Origin of the sequence: Novipirellula rosea (genome assembly GCF_039541335.1) — a bacterium.
In the GTDB taxonomy this organism is placed as follows: Bacteria; Planctomycetota; Planctomycetia; order Pirellulales; family Pirellulaceae; genus Novipirellula; species Novipirellula rosea.
This window is the reverse complement of the sequence record NZ_BAABGA010000039.1, coordinates 51177-70567: the sequence shown is the minus strand read 5'-3', so window position 1 is coordinate 70567 and position 19391 is coordinate 51177. Positions and strand designations below refer to the sequence as shown.

The 19391-nt window shown below is 54.9% G+C and carries 10 protein-coding genes; all 10 read right to left on the bottom strand.

Going from position 1 to position 19391, the window contains the following annotated elements; all coding sequences use genetic code 11:
* Positions 1–96: 96 nt before the first annotated feature.
* A complete protein-coding gene (locus tag ABD971_RS16225) occupies positions 97–1920 on the bottom strand; it encodes a PulJ/GspJ family protein (protein WP_345323723.1) in 1824 nt (607 codons plus the stop codon).
* Complete coding sequence (locus ABD971_RS16220) at positions 1917–7274, bottom strand: hypothetical protein (RefSeq protein WP_345323720.1); 5358 nt, start codon at positions 7272–7274, stop codon at positions 1917–1919. The genes ABD971_RS16225 and ABD971_RS16220 overlap by 4 nt, the downstream gene beginning before the upstream one ends.
* 77 nt (positions 7275–7351) lie before the next feature.
* Entirely contained in the window at positions 7352–8635 is a 1284-nt protein-coding gene (locus ABD971_RS16215; protein ID WP_345323718.1) for a hypothetical protein, read from the bottom strand.
* Positions 8632–9810, bottom strand: a complete 1179-nt coding sequence (locus ABD971_RS16210) for a pilus assembly FimT family protein (RefSeq protein ID WP_345323717.1) — start codon at positions 9808–9810, stop codon at positions 8632–8634. Before ABD971_RS16210 ends, ABD971_RS16215 begins: the two co-directional genes overlap by 4 nt.
* Positions 9810–10976 carry a type II secretion system protein gene (locus tag ABD971_RS16205; protein WP_345323715.1) on the bottom strand — a complete coding sequence of 389 codons (1167 nt, stop codon included), beginning with the start codon at positions 10974–10976 and terminating at the stop codon, positions 9810–9812. The genes ABD971_RS16210 and ABD971_RS16205 overlap by 1 nt, the downstream gene beginning before the upstream one ends.
* Before the next feature lie 160 nt (positions 10977–11136).
* Positions 11137–12414: a type II secretion system protein gene (locus ABD971_RS16200; protein ID WP_345323713.1), complete on the bottom strand. Its 1278-nt coding sequence runs from the start codon at positions 12412–12414 to the stop codon at positions 11137–11139.
* A gap of 133 nt (positions 12415–12547) precedes the next feature.
* Positions 12548–13978 carry a type II secretion system F family protein gene (locus ABD971_RS16195; protein WP_339942746.1) on the bottom strand — a complete coding sequence of 477 codons (1431 nt, stop codon included), beginning with the start codon at positions 13976–13978 and terminating at the stop codon, positions 12548–12550.
* A gap of 135 nt (positions 13979–14113) precedes the next feature.
* On the bottom strand, positions 14114–15832 hold the full coding sequence (locus ABD971_RS16190) for a GspE/PulE family protein (protein WP_339942747.1): 1719 nt from the start codon (positions 15830–15832) through the stop codon (positions 14114–14116).
* 158 nt (positions 15833–15990) lie between these two features.
* Positions 15991–17109, bottom strand: coding sequence for a type IV pilus twitching motility protein PilT (locus tag ABD971_RS16185; protein ID WP_339942748.1), 1119 nt, complete (start codon positions 17107–17109; stop codon positions 15991–15993).
* 462 nt (positions 17110–17571) lie between these two features.
* Complete coding sequence (locus tag ABD971_RS16180; protein ID WP_339942749.1) at positions 17572–19341, bottom strand: GspE/PulE family protein; 1770 nt, start codon at positions 19339–19341, stop codon at positions 17572–17574.
* Between the last annotated feature and the right edge of the window lie 50 nt (positions 19342–19391).

Below are 19391 nucleotides of genomic sequence, written 5' to 3'. Positions count from 1 at the left end.
GTGAGATCAAAGGTGCGATGGCAATCAGGCAAAATCCCGAACAAACTCGAGAGGACGTTCGGATCGCCGAGCGATCAACGACATTGCAAAACTTCGTTAGCGATCACCTCGATGAACTACCGTGCCTTGTTGGAATTGGCGTGTCGAAGGGTTTTCCAAACGAACGGTAATGCTGATTGCTTCCGGCTTGGTGGTAAACGGTGCGGAGGTTTCGCGTTCGCGTGGATCGTCAGCGCCTTTATCTGGATTGCCGTTGTTATCCAGCCCGTCCGCCCCCAGATCAATCGATGCCGCATCGGACGAGGCCCACGTTTTCCACAATGTTCCCGCGAATTGGTTGGATCCGGATTGATAGCGACGATCCTGAAGATAGCCATCACGTTCATAGGCAGATGTGTAAGTGTCAAACGCAGGCTGGAACAATGCGATCTGAGGTCCGCTGGTGTTGATCACAAGCCGGCCTGACAGCAGCAATGAATCCACGTACGTCCTGTTGCTAATCGATGTTGTATAGCTGGTTATCGACGGCGATATTCCCGAGAACGTACTCTGAATTCGGGTGATGGCAACGGCGCCATTGGTCGCGTCGGAGAAAGCATCGTTCGCTTTGTGGCTGGTTGAGGATGATGCCGCCATTTGCCGAGCCTGCCATCCTCGGATCGGGCCACCGGCCAGAACGGGATATGCCAAATCAACGAAGCCTCCTTGAAGTAAAACCGGGGTGCCGCTGTCTCGCAACGCTTCGCGGTAGCCCACGTCGCCAGGCCCCACGACGACGCTGCCGGAAGTTAGTAGAAAGTCGGCGCTGGGGTCAAAGATTTTGAGATCCAAACCGCGGCAATCGGTTGCAATCACATCTTCGCCTTGCCGTGTCCCCGTTAACACGAACTCACGACGTAGATACCCACTCCAGCGACTATCCAGCACCACTGGATCAGTATTGGTTGCCGAATCTTCGGGACGCAATGGAGGCGTCGTGGTTGTCGAAGCGTTTGCAACGATGCCAACCGGTGGCTCAAGTGCCAGAATCGGCATCGATGTCCGCGTCGTGCCGCCACCTGAGATCAACGTCGCTTCGGGGACACGCACATGAGCAAATCGGTTGTGCGGTTTGGCCAAATCGTCGAGCGAGTTGGCAATGACGGTATTGTTCTGAGTACCGTTTGTATTCAGACCACGACGAACCGACAGATCACACTGTTGTGTAATTGTTGCCATACCGGTTTGCCAATTAGCACCAGCAGTCAGGTGATGCAATCCACCGCCAGAAGCGAGATTTAGATCGGGACGGATCAACAAAACTCGCCGGTACAACTGCAAGCGGTCGGGCAGGTTATCACCATCGACATCGATCACCGCGCCGGTGGTTGGATTTCGATCGGGATTGGTGAAGTAAACAATTTCAGCATATTTCGAACGGATTACTACGGGATTGGTATCGGTCGATGTTCCGGTAAGAACGAATTCGGGTACCTTTCCTGTAAACCATGATCCTGGTTTTGCGACCGCTGTGAAAGCGAAATAATCATCCAAATCGCCGTAGCGTGCGTCACGTGGAACGATTTGGCCATCGAACGTTGCCGACGGACCGAATAGAGACGAAGTTGCGTTCGTCATCGGCCCTTCGTAATACAAAAAGTATCCCGGTTGATCAGGGCCGCCGTTACTGGGCTCAAGGGTGACCGTGCACCGTTTCAACTCGTCTCGCATCCGATTGGTGACGTCGCGAATGTCGTTAGAGATTTTGACGTCCCCTCGACTGTCACGCACCCGTTCACCCACGTACGCAAACGCACGCGCTAGCCCCGCCATCATCAATAGTGTCACCGCCATTGCGACGAGCATTTCGATGAGCGTGAAGCCGTTTCGGTTTCGGAACTTGATCAAGTCTCGGTTCTTTGGTTTTGAGATTCGCATCATTGGTAAAACCGTTCAAAAATGACTGTGTTACGAGCATTCATTTCTTGCCCAGGAATGAAGCCGACGGGAATCGAGCGATCGATGATGAACATCGCTTGATAGCGTTGATTCTCACCAATCGCCTCTTTGTATTCGCGTCCGAGACTATTGACGTTGGTCGGATCGACTTCGAAGAATCCCATCGTCAAGCGAACTAAGAAGACTTGGGAATTGTCCGACGCCAAGTTTGGCATCCGCATCACCGTTTGGTATCGCAAAAACGGATTACGTCCACGATCCAAATGGGTTGAAAGCGGCGCTGCTGAAGCTCGACGCACTAATTGCGGATAGGGAGCCGCAGTGATCGTTTCCTCGACACCCGTTGTCGTCATGTTGTAATGGCGACGAAGCAGTGTTCCATCGATCGGATTTCGGCGCAGTCGGGTCTGAGCTGCGGTATCGGCTGGGGGGTCTGGCGGCGTACGCAACGCGGGTGCAAAATTAGCCCGTGGCGAATCTCGGAATACCCCTGCGAACTGAGTCGGTAGCTCAGGGTCGAGATGTTCGGGATCATAGTTGAATGGCCCCATATCCGCAGTGCCGCTGGTATCGACTGTTTTGCGAGGAGCTGTGCCTGATGACGACACAGGGTACCCACGGCGACTCTGGATGAAGTCTGAAAACGCCATCTGCCCGGTTCCTGATGCCGAAGTCAGATGTCCCTGCATTAGACCTTGCCAAACCAGCGACTCACTGAGCGTGTTTAGGTTGACACGAGCTTGCCGTTGGTTGTCATACGTCATATTAAACGGCGGTTTCATCATCTCGACCAATCCGGTCGCCGTGACACGCGCCGGGTGGATCATATCGACTTCGCCACGGAACGGCGGCAGCGTGTGAACGAAATCGAAAATGCGATCGACGTTCGTCCCGTCGTGGGTTGCGTCCTGACTATGGAAGAAGTTCAGCAAGTGTCGGAACGGAGCACGCATTTCCGCCGATACGACGGTGGCCGAGTTTGGATAGACCGTGGGATCGCCCGAGGTGATGTTGAACTCTTCGAATAACCGACCTTGCGAGCACGCCGGTACCATCATCAATTCCATCGGAGAGGCAAACGGCCGATTCAACCAAGGATGAACGGCAAACGGTACACTCGGCAATCCACGATCATGCCCCGTAATCGCCGTGGCGGCTGCATCGCTACCCACGGTCGACGCGAACCCCGTAAAGCCAGGATTCATGTTGGGGATCGCAGTATTCAAAACGCTCAGCGATGATTGCAGGTGAGCGTCCGCTGGCACGGTCGAAAAGGCAAAGTAGTCGGCTGCGGCTGCATCCACGCTGATCGCGGGTGTCGGAAAATCGGTTTCATACGAGTACAGCGCGTTGGAAGCCACCGCGGCACCAGTCGGCGGTTTGGCAAATCCATTTCGTTGGCGAGTTCGTTGCGCATAGAGTCCACCGGGCGAGATTTTACTTTCGCGCTCTTCGCCACTGAAAACCGTCAAGTCGATCGGAATCCAATCGACCGTGCGATACGGATTGGTCACAGGATCGTAGGCCAGCGTTGGGTCGGCCAAACGTTGCAAGAAGGCGGAACAGTATTCAGGTCGCGTTCCCAATGCGGGTTCCGCTCCGGTTGAATCGATAGGTACCCGCCCGATCCCGATATCCAGCGGGGTATCACGTGCCGTATTGCTCGGGGCGCTAAAGTCGAAGTAGGCATCGGTGCGTGGGAAGTCAGGACCACCGACCGAGTCCGAGTCGACGGTACCGTTATATTGCAACGTAGGTTCGGGATAGAAATTGCCGCCATTGGGCAGCGGTTCCGATACGTTCAGCCCAACGATGTCCTCATCAAACACATCGGTAGCCGCTGTCCAAGTCGATGGCGTTGGCCCCCAGTTAGTTGGGCGTGGCGCCCCGATCACAAGTGCCTTCGCGTTGCTAAAGGCATCCGCCGCTCCGCCCATCGACGGAGTGATTTGGGTCCCATCGTGACGTACCTGTAGCAACCCTTTCGTGGTATTGACCGACAATCGTTGGTCGCTTGGAAGCCCAGGGAATGTGCCCGACGATTCCTTAGAACCAAATCGGGTGACTAAACGTGGAGCCAAACACAAGTACTGGCCCGCCTCCAGCAATTTGTTCGCATTGGCGGCTGCCAATGCGCCAGTGGTGGGGGCGAAAAACACTTGCTGCGCGGTCATATCCGAAATCAAGTTGTCATCGATCATCGACTTGACCTCTGTCAATGCTCCGCCGGGGTTAGCCGGAGCATCACCATAGTTTTGAAACAAAATAAAGCGGTCGTAACTTAATGCCCCCGCAGTGGTGTCGAGTTCATCGGGGTTTTCAATCTGAAACGAGGTCGTGTCGGGTTTCGTCGTTCGCAATGTCGACGGATTCTCGTCTTGCTTGGCTGCCGGTACGGCTGCGGAAGCATCGTGACGCTCGGTGATTGCAATTCGCCATACCGGGGCTCCCGGCGCGGTGCCACGAGGCGGTGCGGTACGAGCCAGATCGAGTGACGAGGACGCATTGGCCGCGGTTGTATAGAGCTCTTGAGGTGCCCCTGGAAGCGTGGTTTGATCTCCTAACACCGTAGCCGAAGTCGGAGCCGTATTGACCGTCGGACGAGGGCAATAAAGTTCGAGCACCAAGCTACCTTGTGGAATTCGGACCTGATCCGAGTTGGGGTCTGGGTTGGTGGTGTCGTCCTTAGTCGTCCCAGGGCCATTATCATGATCGGTGTCTCGCAATCGCACGTCGTGCGAGGCAAATGATTCGCTAAAGACGAGTTCGGGGGACTCGACTCCCCAAACGACGCCGCGTCGGACCTGGTCTTCACCGGCTTCATCAACCGCCCCATCTCCATCATTATCAATTCCGTCACTGAGATTGGATGCTTTTGTATCGACCGTCGAGATGTCTCCATCGACATCCCAGCCATTCAGTGGATCTTCGTCATATTCAAACGCCGTCATAATCGAGTCGGGGTCACGGTAATCGACGACATTCACTGCCCATTGTGCAATCCGGCGGGCCTTGTAGCCCGGCAGTGCTGCATCATTGCTGTCAGGAAAATCGGCAGCACCGTCGGTCAGCACCATCATCATTACATACAGATGGCGGGCTAGAAGTTGCCGTCCATTGACGGTTGAGGGCTCATTAAAGTTGTAATCCGGCGTTTGTCCTTGAAACGCCGTCGGCACGGTTCCCGAGCCCCCATTGGCGACGCGAAATGCCTCTGTCTCAGCTACCACCTCTGCGGGCTCGTCAATCACATTGTTGCCGTTGTCATCAACTCCGTTTCCTAGCGGTCGGTTGACGTCGATCTTGCGACCGAGCCGGAGCTCAGGTGCGATCAAACGATTGACTTCCAATTCACTGAGCGTCGCTGGAAACAGATTCAACAACGATTCGTATATTGAATCGCCAGCGGTGGCGTCGGTGAAAGAAACCGGGGGCGGTGTATCGTCCGATTTGGAATGAGTGGTGATGGCGCGGGCCAAGCCTGGATTGGCTGCCAACAGCGGTCCAATTACACTTCGCAATCGCGCCGGCAACATTTCGATGTCGAATTCATTCGAACGCAGAATGGCCTCAAGTTCATCCGCGGTTAGCATCAAGTCACCCGACAGACGTCCCGAAGGATCACTTTCGTACGGATCGTTGATCGACTCGTTGGTCAGTTCATTGTGATTGGTCGTTGTGGTGTCATCGGCGCGAACCTGAGTTCCCGATCCTCCCGCGACCAAATGGCCTGACAATCCGATTCCCACACCGCCACGGCCAAAAGGATCGGCCGAGTAACCGTAGCCGCCGGCTGCGGTGTGCATTGGAGGTCGGTTGCCCGTTCGCAATAAGTCCAAGGCATCATTGGTATCAGCACCGGGGGTCGGGTTGCTGACTGCGGAAGCCATCGATGGATTGCGATAGCGAGAATTCACTAATGCATCCAGTCCGGTGATCGGCAACGCAGTCTCGGCGGGACCATACCCAAGCCCTCGAAACGCAGCTTGCGCGGCCCCTGTGTAGTCGCCCGCCCACCTCGGGGCCGATGACGAAACGCCCAGCATCGTTGCCGATGTGTACGACGAATTATGATGTGCATTGACATTCAATCGTCCCGACAGATCCTCGATCATCGGTGCCACCAAGGGACGCAGCAGTTTACCATCGGGTGCAGTGAAAAGTGGTAACCCCAAGTTGACCCAAATGCTGTCGTTGATGCCATCGGCATCGTTATCGACATCCCAGTCGCCCTGAATAAGCGCCCGAGCCATCTGGTCAACCAATTTCTCATTACGGATTCGTGTTGCCTTGCGAAGGGCAAAGCTGCTGTTACCGCCAGTGAATTCTTGGTTGATAGCGAGATGCGTTTGACCGCTCTTGTTGAATTGATCTTTCGCGATTGGCAGCGGACGAAAGGTCCCCCGCGCGATGCTGGCCATCAAATCGGCATAGTCGGCGTTTGAACGAGGCCCAGACCCAGAAGAGTTGGACTCCCAATCGTCGTATTCATTCAGGATGTAGTTGATGACCGATGGCCGATGGAATGACGGGATGATGGTGCCATCGGAGTGACGGTGGCTGAGAAACCAATTGTTGAAATCGGCGGCATCATAGCCTTCGTCGAAATCGCTTCCGGTCGGAGTTGCAGGCAACCCCAGTTTGGTTGTTCCGGTGCCGAGCAAATTCGGCTGCATCGCCAATGGAAGGGTAAAGCCGACGGGCCACGTCGCAGAACCGTCTTGATTGGTGAAATTGGTCGGCTGAGTGACACTGATCTGCCCCCCTTGATAACCAAGCCCGGGTGAGTTTCGCGGTGTCCCGTTCATCCATATTTTGGTGCCGACCGGAACCGTTGTACTCAAAAATTCAGGCTCCATTTCGATCACTAAATCGTGCCTCGATGCCAACGGATTGAGCGATCGAATGACGCGATACGAGCGGTTAACCAATGGACCGTCTTGGAACGTGATCACCCGGCCAGCGAACAGATCGTCAACGTCGCGGTCCCCTGTCGTTCCGGTCACTTGAACCCGAACAAACCCGCTGGTTCCGATCTGGCCGCCACCGCTGACAACATCGAATTCGCGTGCATCACTACGTCCGTAATAATCGCTCAGCAAATCTTCGCCAAAGAACGACAGCGAATTATCGCCAGTGCCGACGAGCAATCGCATCATCGCGTCGTCGAGCATCTTGTTCGGCTCGGGTGCACGCGTCTTGGTGCTGGCGATTGCAAACGCCGTCGCTCGCGATTGGTTGCTGAAGACAAGGTACGCAGCGACCAACAGGCTGAAAAAAGTCAGCATGCTGAGAACGACAAGCAGGATGATGCCTGAGTTCGGTTTGCGTTTCATGATGTTGCCCCGATTGGCGGATATTCAGAAGAGGTTGATGCAAACAACGAATGGAACGTCGTTGAAATCGTATTGGACTAGAAACTAGAAATTGAAACGGTGCGTTCTGTGACCGAAACCACACCTTCCATCAACGTCGCATAGGTCAACGAATTAGTGGATGCTCCGCCTGGTACCACGGATGAAAACTGCCAATCCGGACCATCGAGAACCACTGTTTTTTCCCAAACCGTGGTCGACGTGCGATTCCCCGATCCGGTCGCAGGAACGTTCACGATGATGCCGTCGGAAAGGGTGATTTCGTCATCGTCAGTCGGCGTCAACATCGATGCTTCACTCGTCACCGCGGCAACCCGGTACCAGCGATGGACGGCTGACTGGGCTCGCGAGAACTCAGTGGTCGGGGTCGTACTCCGAGAAAGCATGATCCAGTCGCCCGACCGCAAGTCGGATAACGTGTTGCCAGCAGAGAGCAGCGTGACTGAACCACCCGCCCCTCCATTAAAACCCACTGGGTTGGTGACCAATGCGACTCGCTCGGAAATCGCATTTTCGCGAGGAGAATCGGGCGAGGCAACTTGGAACGCGGACATTCGCTCACGATTCCGCAGAATGACTACCGACATTGATGCCCGCTCATCCCCTGGAAACGGATCGACGGTGATGATCCATGAGAACTCACCCGATGCGAGTGTTTTGCCGAAGCTAGACCCCGTTGCGTCGCCCGTGGCTCGATAGCCGCTAACGGTCGCAGGCATGGATCGATCGCCTGGGCGAAGCTCCTGCAAATCATCAACGCTTTCCACGATCGTGCGGGCCGCTTCAAGCCGTTGGGCCGCGTTCAAGGGGATGCCTGATCCGGTTAATGCAATGTCACTCAACCGCACTCTCAACATGCGTGGTTGACCAGCGAATCCTGCCGAATCGTCGGCGGTTGCATCGGACGGGTCCATCAGCGGATCGTGAGCAGAAATATAGAAGGGAAAGAAGTCGCTGTCGTACGAGGTATCGGACACCGTCATCGTCGGTGGCGAAGCCGCCAGCATCGGGTCGATGCAAAACGGAGGAATCAGCGTCGCCGTTGATCCACCCCCGGTGGATAAACTGCGTTCAATCCCAACTTCGGTATCAAGATCAACGAGGCTGGTTTCTTTAATCCAATCACGCGCTAGTACCTCATTGGCAACCGAATCGCCCATGGCAGCACCCACATTCAGGCTGATCGCATCCTGAGATCGATGACCAGCCAATGGCAAAATGGACAACAAGCCCAAAAGTCCAATCAGGATCACACCAATCGAGAAGATGACCTCGACAAGCGTAACGCCTAAACGATGAGAGTATTTAATCATTTGAATCATGGTTCGGAATCCAATGTGGCGGATGCGTTGGCAAGCGATCGAGCCTGCGTTAACGCGGGCCCCCATGATGCGTCACGAGGATCGGCGGGTGCGGTCGGTGCCGTGCTCGCCGTGGCAAACGGTGCGACAACCACCTGTCCGCTGGCGGGATTGATCACAATCCAAATCGAATCGAGACTGCGAATGTTCGCCACCGTACGGCCGCTGTTTTGAAACAAATTGTCACCAGCCGCCATCACTCCCGAGCTATCCCCTAAACACAAGTAAATCTTGCCAACAGGAAACCCCATCGCTCCGGTGGAAACGTTCGTGGTCGTGCTGATCACGCTGCCGTTAGGATCGAAAACAACGTCGACGTCACCTGCGGTGAATCCGCCCGCGGTATCGGGCGAAAATTGGTTGCCTGCGACTCCGATCCCGGAATAATTCAGATCAATGGCTACCCCACGTGGTAGCGACAAGGTGGTGCTCGAAGAGGGAACCGGACGACGGTGAATTCGAAACTTGACGGGATCGCCCGTCGTGATCCGCGGATCACGCACCGTGCCGGGAAACGTGTCGTTGCCGCTGGCGTTGGGCTCGTTTAAATCAAAGGTTACGGTCACCTCGGTCGGAGGTGCGGGATCCGTAACCCCGAAATTATCGGTAATCGCGGTAATCGGCGTGGAACGGCCACCAGGCAATTCCAATAAATCGCCCACGCGAATGGGAGCAAGATGGTCGTCGGATGTGTCCGGCACGCCTGATCCCGACTCGTTGTTCAGAAGTCGTGAACTCAGTGCTAGTAGCGGGCAATCATTGGCTTGAAAAACCGCGGTAGTAATCGGCGTTCCCTGCAATGTCGCGACCGCGTCGGTCGAATCCCCTGTGTAAGGAGGGATGCCCACCAATTGTCGCAATCGAATCGAGGCGGCTTGTCCATACGGATTCGTGCCAAGACGCTCAAGTCGAACACCAACATATCGGTTCTCCGCGATGGCTCGATTGCGTGCTGCATCAATAAAGAGCGCTGCGTTTCGCGCCGCTCGCGATGCCTTTTGGTCCGACAACAAACGTTTGACGGTCGGCAACGCGATAGTCGCAAGCATCAGCAGGATGAATAACACCACCAGTAACTCGACCAATGTAAAGGCCGTTGGCTGGTCGATCGATCGTCGTGTGCGTTGTTGAAACACTATTGTGACTCCTGCAGTGCAAAGTTGGTCACGTTGTCGTTCGCGTCAGTAGCGTTGGTGATTGTCCCAGGAAGGGGCGTGATCGCCGCTTTACGCACATACGGGTCAGGAAAGCTGTAAGTGCCCGTCCGGCCTTTGTTTTCATTGCCCACTGCGGTGTTGCTGCCGGTATCCATATCCGTCAGCGGCCACGACTGGGTCGTGTAGTCGACAAGCGCGCTGGTTGCGATGCCGAACAGTCCGTCGCTTCCCGCCGATACAATCAACGGGCGAAGCGAATAGGGAGCTGTTTCGCCGGCGACGGTGTAACCAAAGTCCGAACGAAACGGATCAAATTCATCGGGGATCGTGGTTTGCACCCCTGCGGTCGGATCGGTGTAATTGGCGGGCCAACGAACGAACAAAAGCGGTTGTCCCCAGCCGTCAAGAATTTCGAGCATCCCGTCCCCATCGGTGTCGCCGATGTTCGAGTTCGGAATCGAATCGATCGCAGGCGAACCCGCGACAAACGAAGTCGCCATGATCAAGTACAAACATTCGGCCCCTTCATTTTGAGCCGTCCAAGTATTGCCGGCTGAAACGTTTGCTTGATAGCGATCATAATAGGTCTTTACCTTTCGCGCCGGTGACCAAGTCACTGGAAACTGCCATCGTGGATTGCTGGCGTCGTTGAAATAACGCAGCACCTTGCCATCTGAATTTTCGGCAATTTGATTAGCGACCGCGGTGATCCCGATCGGCCCTTGAATCGTTCCCCCTGCTGTCACGACGTCGAGCTTTTTGTCGGGAAGTTCCATTCGCTGCGAATCACGAGTCATGATCAATCGAACGCGTGCCGCTTCATAGGCCAGAACTTCGTAATTGAGCGTCACGGGGGGAGTCCCCGTCGTGGTGCGTGAAAAGTTCGGCAGTACGATCGGAAACGGACGATATTTGTACGAGTCGTACTGCTCTTGAATCACTCCGTCCACGGCCGAGATGATCATCTTGGTTCGTGCATGTCGGGCGCTGCGGGTGACACCATTAACGGCCGTCACCACCATGCCTCCCATGACACCGAGAATCACAATGACCACCAGGATCTCGACGAGCGTAAAGCCGCGTCGAGTCGATGGACGCGGCTTCGGTTCTAACCGCGATGCTTGTTCGTTCACGCAGAACGTCATTTTGGATCGCTCAATTGTTTTCTAGGATAAGACGCGTCATGCGTTAAGTCGGGTAATCTTTCGCTCAGCGAAAGAACCGTCAGGCAGGTCGCTCGCATCGGCGATGCGACTGCAACTGTGTTTTCCTTACTTGGCTGCCACGCTCAGCGGCACAAAAACACTATGGCAATTCGTTGCCAAGGATACTGCTGTCGCAGAAGTTGGTGTTGTTGTCCAGTTGGGCGTTCACTCCAAAGATCCGCGAACTGACACCGTACTCGGATGTCATGACATCGTCGTCTTGATATTTGCCGATCGAGGATGCGGTGGCACCGATCGTGGTGTTAGCAGAACTGTGTGTAAAGAAAGGGTTGTAATAAATGCCAAGAGGGAATACCGAAATCCCATGTGCCGCAGACCCCACACCGGTGCCTGACATCGTGCCGCCGTAGTTGCCGTCGCGTCCACCGGAGATAAGCTGAAAGGTATTCTTGTTGGCGAATTCCAACACAGTCCCTGCAACAGTGCTGCCTTGGATCGTGGTCGGTGGAGTCGTATCGATCGTGGTGCTGGCCATCGGTCGCGCTGCGCCCACATCCGCAAGCGTTGCACCGCCCGCGGCAGGACAGTAACAATTAATCGACGCGACAGGTTGAGACGCGTACCAGACCGGTGCGCCGGATGTGTACACCGTTCCAAACGCGGTGTCATACGTTCGCGAGTCAAAGTAAGCAAACGGAACCGACGAGTTTTTGGGAGTGTAAACCGGGAACGGATCCGCTAGAGCAAAGAAGCCTAACGCATTGCTTCCATCGTCGGACGAGGTCGCATTGCCACCGGACACCGTGACCGAAAGCCGCACCATGTCCAACGTTCCGCCATCACGGTCGGTGTTGTATTGGTACTGCAAAAAGTCGCTGTTGGTGGCCGTGCCGGTGACGTAAGGGTCAGTGCCGCCGGTTGCAAGAACCAGTGGTCCGCCGACGCCGGTGAAAGGACGCTGGATATCCTTGCTGAATCCACCCAAGCAGAAAACCAAGGCTTCGGCACGATCGATCGCGTGGGGGTAGTGTGAATAGCTAGTGTTGGTCCGAGGATCTGTCGGGCCGCCACCAGTGTTACATCGCGCGCCGGAGGATGTCACGTGCGTGAACTGTGCCAAGATCCGCAGCTCGTTATCGTTGATCCGTGGAAATGCTTTTCGAAAGTGACGTTCGACAACGTCCCAGTCCGAAAAATCAGGCGGATAGTCATGATACTCCTCACTGTAACGCTGCACCAAGTCTGCAATCGTTCCTAGTTCCATTTTGATCGCGGTGTCGCGGGCCGTACCCACCGCGTTATTGATCGCCGGGATGGCGATCGCGGTCAGGATGCCGATGATCGTGATGACCACCAAGATCTCGACCAGCGTGAAGCCGTGACGCGCCGCTTTGACCGGATTGTTGTGACTGCTCATGACGTTTCAAAAGAGAATAGAGAGTAGTGGTTTGGGTAGGGAGTCTGGTGTTGGTGGTTCGTTGAAAGTTGGTCTCGGTATTTCGACTGGCGGGCCGGATGACCCGCGAGTCGATGCGAGGTGCCAGCGGCAACTAGCTCAATCCGGTAATCAATTCGACTAGCGGCATGAACAAACTGATCACGATAAATCCGACCGCACAGCCGAGGAACACGATCATGATCGGCTCCATCAACGCGGTTAAACTGTCGGTCAACGTTCGCACTTCTTCGTCGTACGTGTCGGCGACCTTGTAAAGCATCGTATCAAGCTCGCCTGTCTCTTCGCCGACGTCGACCATGTTGACGACCAAGTCGCTGATGACTTTTGATTTGATCTTGGTGGCGTACCACAGTCCCGATAACACGCCGCCGCCGATGATCATGTAAGTCGACATCATCATCAGAGCGCCGACCATGCCGGCTTCGTCAATCTTGCTGCCGCGTGCGGTTATCGCGACCGACAACACCATCACGCCAGGGAACATGCCAAATAGCGCCCAGAAAAACAGCGCCATCGGGTGGAACCCCGGTTCGCTATGTTCGGCAAGCGGCTTGCTGATCACTTCACCTTCGCGGATCTGTTCATTGGTCTTGGTAAAGATCCGTTCAAAAACCGCGTTACCGGCGGTCTCACGCGTGATGTTGATCGCTTCCAAAATCGGCACCCCGCTGCTGATCAAAGTCCCCAGCGTTCGCGTCGTCCGGGCAAGAATGTTCTTTTCGATCAGCCCGCCAAAGACCGGCACCTTCAAAATGAAATTGTCAAACCCGATCCGCCCGTGCCGGAATTTCCGAACCAGCTTGACGAAGATCAAGAAACAAACCGGCATCGCAATCAATAGGAACCAGTAATGTGCGATGTAGTTACTCATCGCAATCAACAACAATGTCGGCAGCGGCAACGTTAACCCGAACTCGTCGAACATTTTTTCAAACGTTGGAACGATGAACAACATGATGAACGTCAGAATCAAACATGCCACGGTGACAACCACGCAAGGATAGATCAGTGCCCCTTTGACCTTCTTTTTGAGTGATTCCGCCCGCTCCATGAACTCCGCCAACCGCTGCAGAATGGTTTCCAAAGCACCGCCGGCCTCGCCCGCTTTGATCATGTTCACGTACAGTCGGTTGAACACCTTGGGCGACTTTGCCATCGCTTCGCTAAGTGTCGAACCGCCTTCGATCTCTTCGCACACGGACTGTAACGCGTATTTCAATCGGCCTGGTTTTTCGTTGTTCTCCAAAATCTTCAGCGACCGCAAAATCGGTAGCCCCGCGTCCTGCAGAATCGATAATTGACGCGTGAATGCACAGATGTACTTGCTTTTGACGCGGCCGATCGAGCCACGCTTTTTCTTGCCTGCCGCCTTCGCCGCTGCCTGTTTCTTGACGGAGATCTTCGTGACGAAGTACCCCATCTGGCGTATCGTGGTTTGCGCCTCTTCTTCGTTGGCCGCATCGATCTCATCCCGGATCTCTTGTCCGGTCGCGTCCATCGCTTCGAATTGATAAACAGGCATGATGGATGTTGGAGGTTGAAAGGTTTGAATTAAGTTGCAAGTCGTAGCGGAAATCGCCAAGACGTTCGGGGACGCACGGGTGGCGTCATTGTCGTTTTTTTCTTCGCTCTACCGATCGTTTACTCTACCGATCGTTTACTCTTCGACCGTTTCACGCACGACTTCATCGAGCGTGGTGATGCCGTCCATGACCAATGCCATGCCGAATTCTCGCAGCGTGGTCATCCCGTCTTTCTGGGCCAAGTCGCGAATGTCGTCGGTCGACGCGTTGTTCATCACCAATTCGCGAATCGCATCGTTCATCAACATCAGCTCGAACATCGCAATCCGGCCTTTGTAGCCGGTGTTGTTACAGTTGTCGCAGCCAGCCCCTTTGAAGAACTTCTTGCCTTTGATTGATTCACGATCCAAGCCCAAATCAAACAGCAAGTTGCTGCTGACCTTGGTTTCTTCGCGGCACTTGGTACAGATCCGGCGAACCAATCGCTGAGCCAAAATGGCTTCGACGGTCGCACAAATCATGAACGCTTGAATGCCCATGTCCTTTAGCCGGGTGACGGTCGCGGCAGCCGAATTCGTGTGCAGCGTGCTAAACACCAAGTGACCCGTCAGTGCCGCTTGGATCGCGATCTCGGCGGTTTCCAAGTCACGGACTTCGCCGACCAGGATCGTGTCGGGGTCCTGCCGCAAAATCGCTCGCAAACAGCCAGCAAACGTTACGCCGACGTCATTGTCGATCGGAATTTGAATGATTCCTTCGATGTCGTATTCGATCGGGTCCTCGGTCGTCATCAATTTGTCTTTGATGTCGTTCATCTCGGACAACGCCGAATACAGCGTCGTCGTCTTACCCGACCCCGTCGGGCCGGTGACCAAGATGATACCGTTGGGGCGATCGATCGCTTTGCGGAACGCCTTCATCGTGACCGCGTCCATCCCGACGTTTTCAAGACTGAGGTTCACAACGCTGCGGTCCAATACCCGCATGACGACGCTCTCGCCAAAGATCGTTGGCAACACGCTGACGCGGAGGTCGACCGGGTGGCCCCCGACCATCAATTCGATCCGCCCGTCCTGCGGCATCCGACGCTCGGCAATGTCCAAGCTGGCCATTACCTTGATCCGCGTCGTGATCGCAAACGCCAAGTGACGCGGCGGCGGAACCATTTCATAGAGCACGCCTTCGGATTTGATGCGAATTCGGAACTCGTCCTCGAACGGTTCAAAGTGAATATCGCTGGCGTGATCCTTGATCGCCAACAACAACACCATGTTGAGTAGCTTTCGCACCGGCGCGGAATCCGCAAGCGCTTCGGCATCGGTAATATTGAATTTCTCGGTTTCCAGCGCGGAAACCATCTTCTTCAGCTCTTCGTCGTCCGCCAACTCGGCGACCAACTTCTCGACACTCTCGGATTCCGAGTCAAAGTGCTTCGTGATGTACTGCAGGACTTCGCGTTCGGTTGTCACCACCATCGCAATGTCGTAACCCAAGAACGTTCGCAATTCGTCTTGGATCGTCAGGTTCTGCGGGTCACACGTGGCAACGGTCAACCGATTCAAATCCTCGTCAAATCGAATCGGCACAATCCGGTACAACTGAGCCATCGTCTCGGTGATCTTGTCACGCACTTCGACCGGGATCTCCGCATCCTCCAACGAGACCGTCTGCATCGACATCTGCTCGGCGAGCGCTTGGATCAGCTGCTCGTCGGTAATCAATTGCATGTCTTCGGCAATCTTGCCGAACAGTGCTCCCGGTTGCTGCTCTTGTTCTTCGAGCACAACCTCGAGTTGTTCGTCGGTCAAAAACCCGAGGTCGACCAGGATTTGTCCGATGCGACGTGCGGCCATGGTAGTGGTTCGAAGTTGAAAGGATTGAAATTTAAAATTGAGGCAGACGCCGTCGCGAAACACGTGCGGGCGTTTCGTTCGGAGGCGGTCGTTACTTTTCTGGGTTTGACGACAGGCTGGAAGCCTATCCCACAGTGACAGGCTGGAAGCCTATCCTACTAGTGTCCTCCGCCGTCTTCCGGGATCGGGATGGGTGCATCCCCTTCGCCGTGGCGGAATTGAACAATACGTTTAGCGAGGTCATCGGGACGGTGCGATTTGCCGAGGGCGTCTTCGACCGTGATCAATTCGTCTCGCCACAAATCAAACAGCGTGTCGTCCATCAACTGCATCCCGAATTTCGCTCCGGTTTGCATCGCACTGTTAATACGGAATGTTTTGTTTTCTCGAATCAGGTTCGCGATCCCCGGCGTGACCACCAAGATCTCGTACGCCGCCACTCGCCCACCGCCGATTTTCGGTAGCAGCGTCTGTGCGACGACGCCGATCAACGTACTGGCCAACTGAGTTCGAATTTGGTCCTGCAAGTTTCCTGGGAACGCGTCAATGATTCGGTTGACCGTGCCCTGAGCACTGTTGGTGTGAAGCGTGCCGAATACAACGTGACCCGTCTCCGCTGCACTGATCGCTGCTTCGATCGTTTCCAAGTCGCGAAGCTCGCCGACCAGGATCACATCGGGGTCTTGCCGCAACGCACGCCGAATCGCCTCGGAGAAACTTGGGACGTCCACCCCCACTTCGCGTTGGTTGATCGTGCTCTCTTTATGGTCGTGGTAAAACTCGATCGGGTCTTCGATCGTGATGATGTGATGGTCCACCGTCTCGTTTAGCAAGTTGATCAAACTTGCCAACGTCGTACTTTTCCCCGATCCCGTCGGACCGGTCACCAAAAACAATCCACGCGGCCGGTGGACCATTTTGACCACCGATTCGGGAAGCCCGAGCTGTTCGGGAGTCAGTTTGTCGTTAGGGATTTGACGCAGTACCATCGAAATGAAACCACGCTGCTTGAACACCGAAACACGAAAACGTGCCAAGTCGCCAAAGGCGAACCCAAAGTCGGCGCTGCCTGTCTCTTGTAACTCTCGCTGGCAGCGTTCCGGAGTGATGCTCTTCATCAACCCTACCGCGTCCGCTGCCTCGAGCGTTTTAGTATCAAGTTTTCGCATCCGTCCATGCAGCCGGAACACGGGGGGTTGGCCAACAACAATGTGAATGTCGCTGACACCTTGCTTGATTGCTGCTTGCAGCAGCTTGTCAATGAGCACCGTGGCCATGAAGCGAATGTCTAATTTTTTTGAAGGGGCGAAATCGTAGAAAAGCGGTTCGGCTTGCCGTAATCAAATTGAATCGATTGAGATCAAGTTAAATCGTTGATTCGGACGGCGATGGCGGCGAAGCCCGCTTTGACATTGGGAATGAATAAATAAGTTCGATCGATAAGGACGCCGCTAAGAGGAAGAATAATTGCGGCGGTGACTCCATTATCACACGTTATTGCTCGCATTCAAAGAATTCGCCTGTTTTGACAGACGCGGTATCAAAAACGCGATCCAGCAGATTGCAGCGAGGGCGGTCTACCTACCGCTACTTGAGCGGCAAGGGAAACAGCTCCACCGGGTGGCTCGACCGCATGCGATCGAGCTGTCGAGCATAGCCTCTCGCCGCCGCCACAGATTCACGCCAAAACGCCCAAAATCGACTTGCGAACAAGCCGATTTGCAAGCAATCGGGATTGATCAGAGTGATGCCAATTCCTTGGTAATGTGAGCCAGCGCGACATCCTCGAGCTCGGTCCGTTTGGCGACCCGATTAACCTCTTCAAACGTCGTCACACCGCGGATCACCTTCAGCATGCCATCGGCGTAAAGTGTTGACATACCGTTTCTTATGGCGGCGTTACGCAGTTCCAGAGTGCTCGCACCTTTGAACATCAATTCACGCAGTTTCGAGTTCACCAACATCAGTTCGTAGATACCAATTCGGCCACGGTATCCACTGCGTCCACAGAACGAACATCCCTTGCCCTTGGTGAACTCGGCCTGCTTGATCATTTCCGGTGGCAGCATCGAATCAGCCAGCACACTTTCGGTCGGTTGATACCGCACCTTACAGCGGGGGCAAATCGTCCGCACCAACCGCTGGGCCAAGACCGCAATCACACTACTTGCCACCATATAGCCTGGTACACCAATGTCCACCATTCGCGATATCGCACTGGGCGCATCGTTCGTGTGCAGGGTACTGAAAACCAGGTGTCCAGTAAGACTAGCCTCGATTCCTGTCGCTGCAGTCTCGTGATCCCGCATCTCACCGACCAGGATGATATTGGGAGCCTGACGCAACATCGCGCGGATAATGCGAGCAAAATCGAGCCCGATATTGTGCTTCACTTCGACCTGATTGATCCCGGGCAAGTAGTATTCGACCGGGTCTTCGGCAGTGATTACTTTGCGGTCGGGACGGTTCAGTGCATTGAGCGACGCGTACAGCGTGGTGGTCTTGCCCGACCCAGTCGGTCCGGTCACCAGGATAATGCCGTTGGGCCGGCGGATCAGCGAGTTGAAATTACGGAAGTCGCGTTCGGACAGACCGAGCTGGCGAACCCCAACCTTGATGTTGTCTTTGTCCAACAGCCGCATCACGCACGATTGGCCATGATTGGTCGGAATGATACTGACCCGCAAATCGAGCTGTTTGTCACCCACCGTGATCTTGATCCGCCCGTCCGTCGGCCTTCGCTTTTCCGAAATGTCGATCTTCGACAAGATTTTGATACGGGCGATCACGGCCGATAGCATTCGGCGAGGCACGTTTTCACGCTCGACCAATACGCCGTCAATTCGATAACGGATGCGGACGCGGTGTTCGAACGGTTCGACGTGAATATCGCTGGCCCGCAATTGCACCGCTTCTTGGATCATCAGATTGACCAACCGGATGACGGGGGCACTATTGTCATCGACGGTTTCATCGCCACCGCCCCCCCCGCCGTCATCGTCGCTGGTTTCGGTAAAGTCGATCGCCGTGTCGGTGAATTCTTGCAGCATCGAGTCAGCAGATTCCCCTTCGACCTGCCCGTAATATTGGTTGATCGCTCCGATGATGGCCGATTTAGGGGCCAGAGCGGTTTCGATCTTGCGGTTCAGGATGAATCGCAGTTTTTCTACCGTCGCGAAATCGAAGGGGTCGGCGATCAAGATTCGCAGCGTCCCTTCCTCGTCGATACTGAAGGGCAAAATGGTGTTTTCGCGAGCCACCGATTCGGGGATCAATTCGATCACCGTTTCGGCGATCCGTTCTTCGCGAAGGTCGACAAAGGGGATTTTGTGGAATTCGGCGAGCGCGAGTGCCACTTCTTCGGGCGTCGCATACTCCATTTGCACCAACACGTCGCCCACATCCGCTTTCGTGGTCTGAGCCACCCCCTCGGCTTCGGTGAGTTGATCGAGGCTAATGATGCCTTTCTTAAGGAGCAAATCGGTGAATTCGCGAGTCGCTTGGCTCATGACAAATATCTCTACGCGTTGGAAGGGATCGACGTGCGATCAAGATGAGT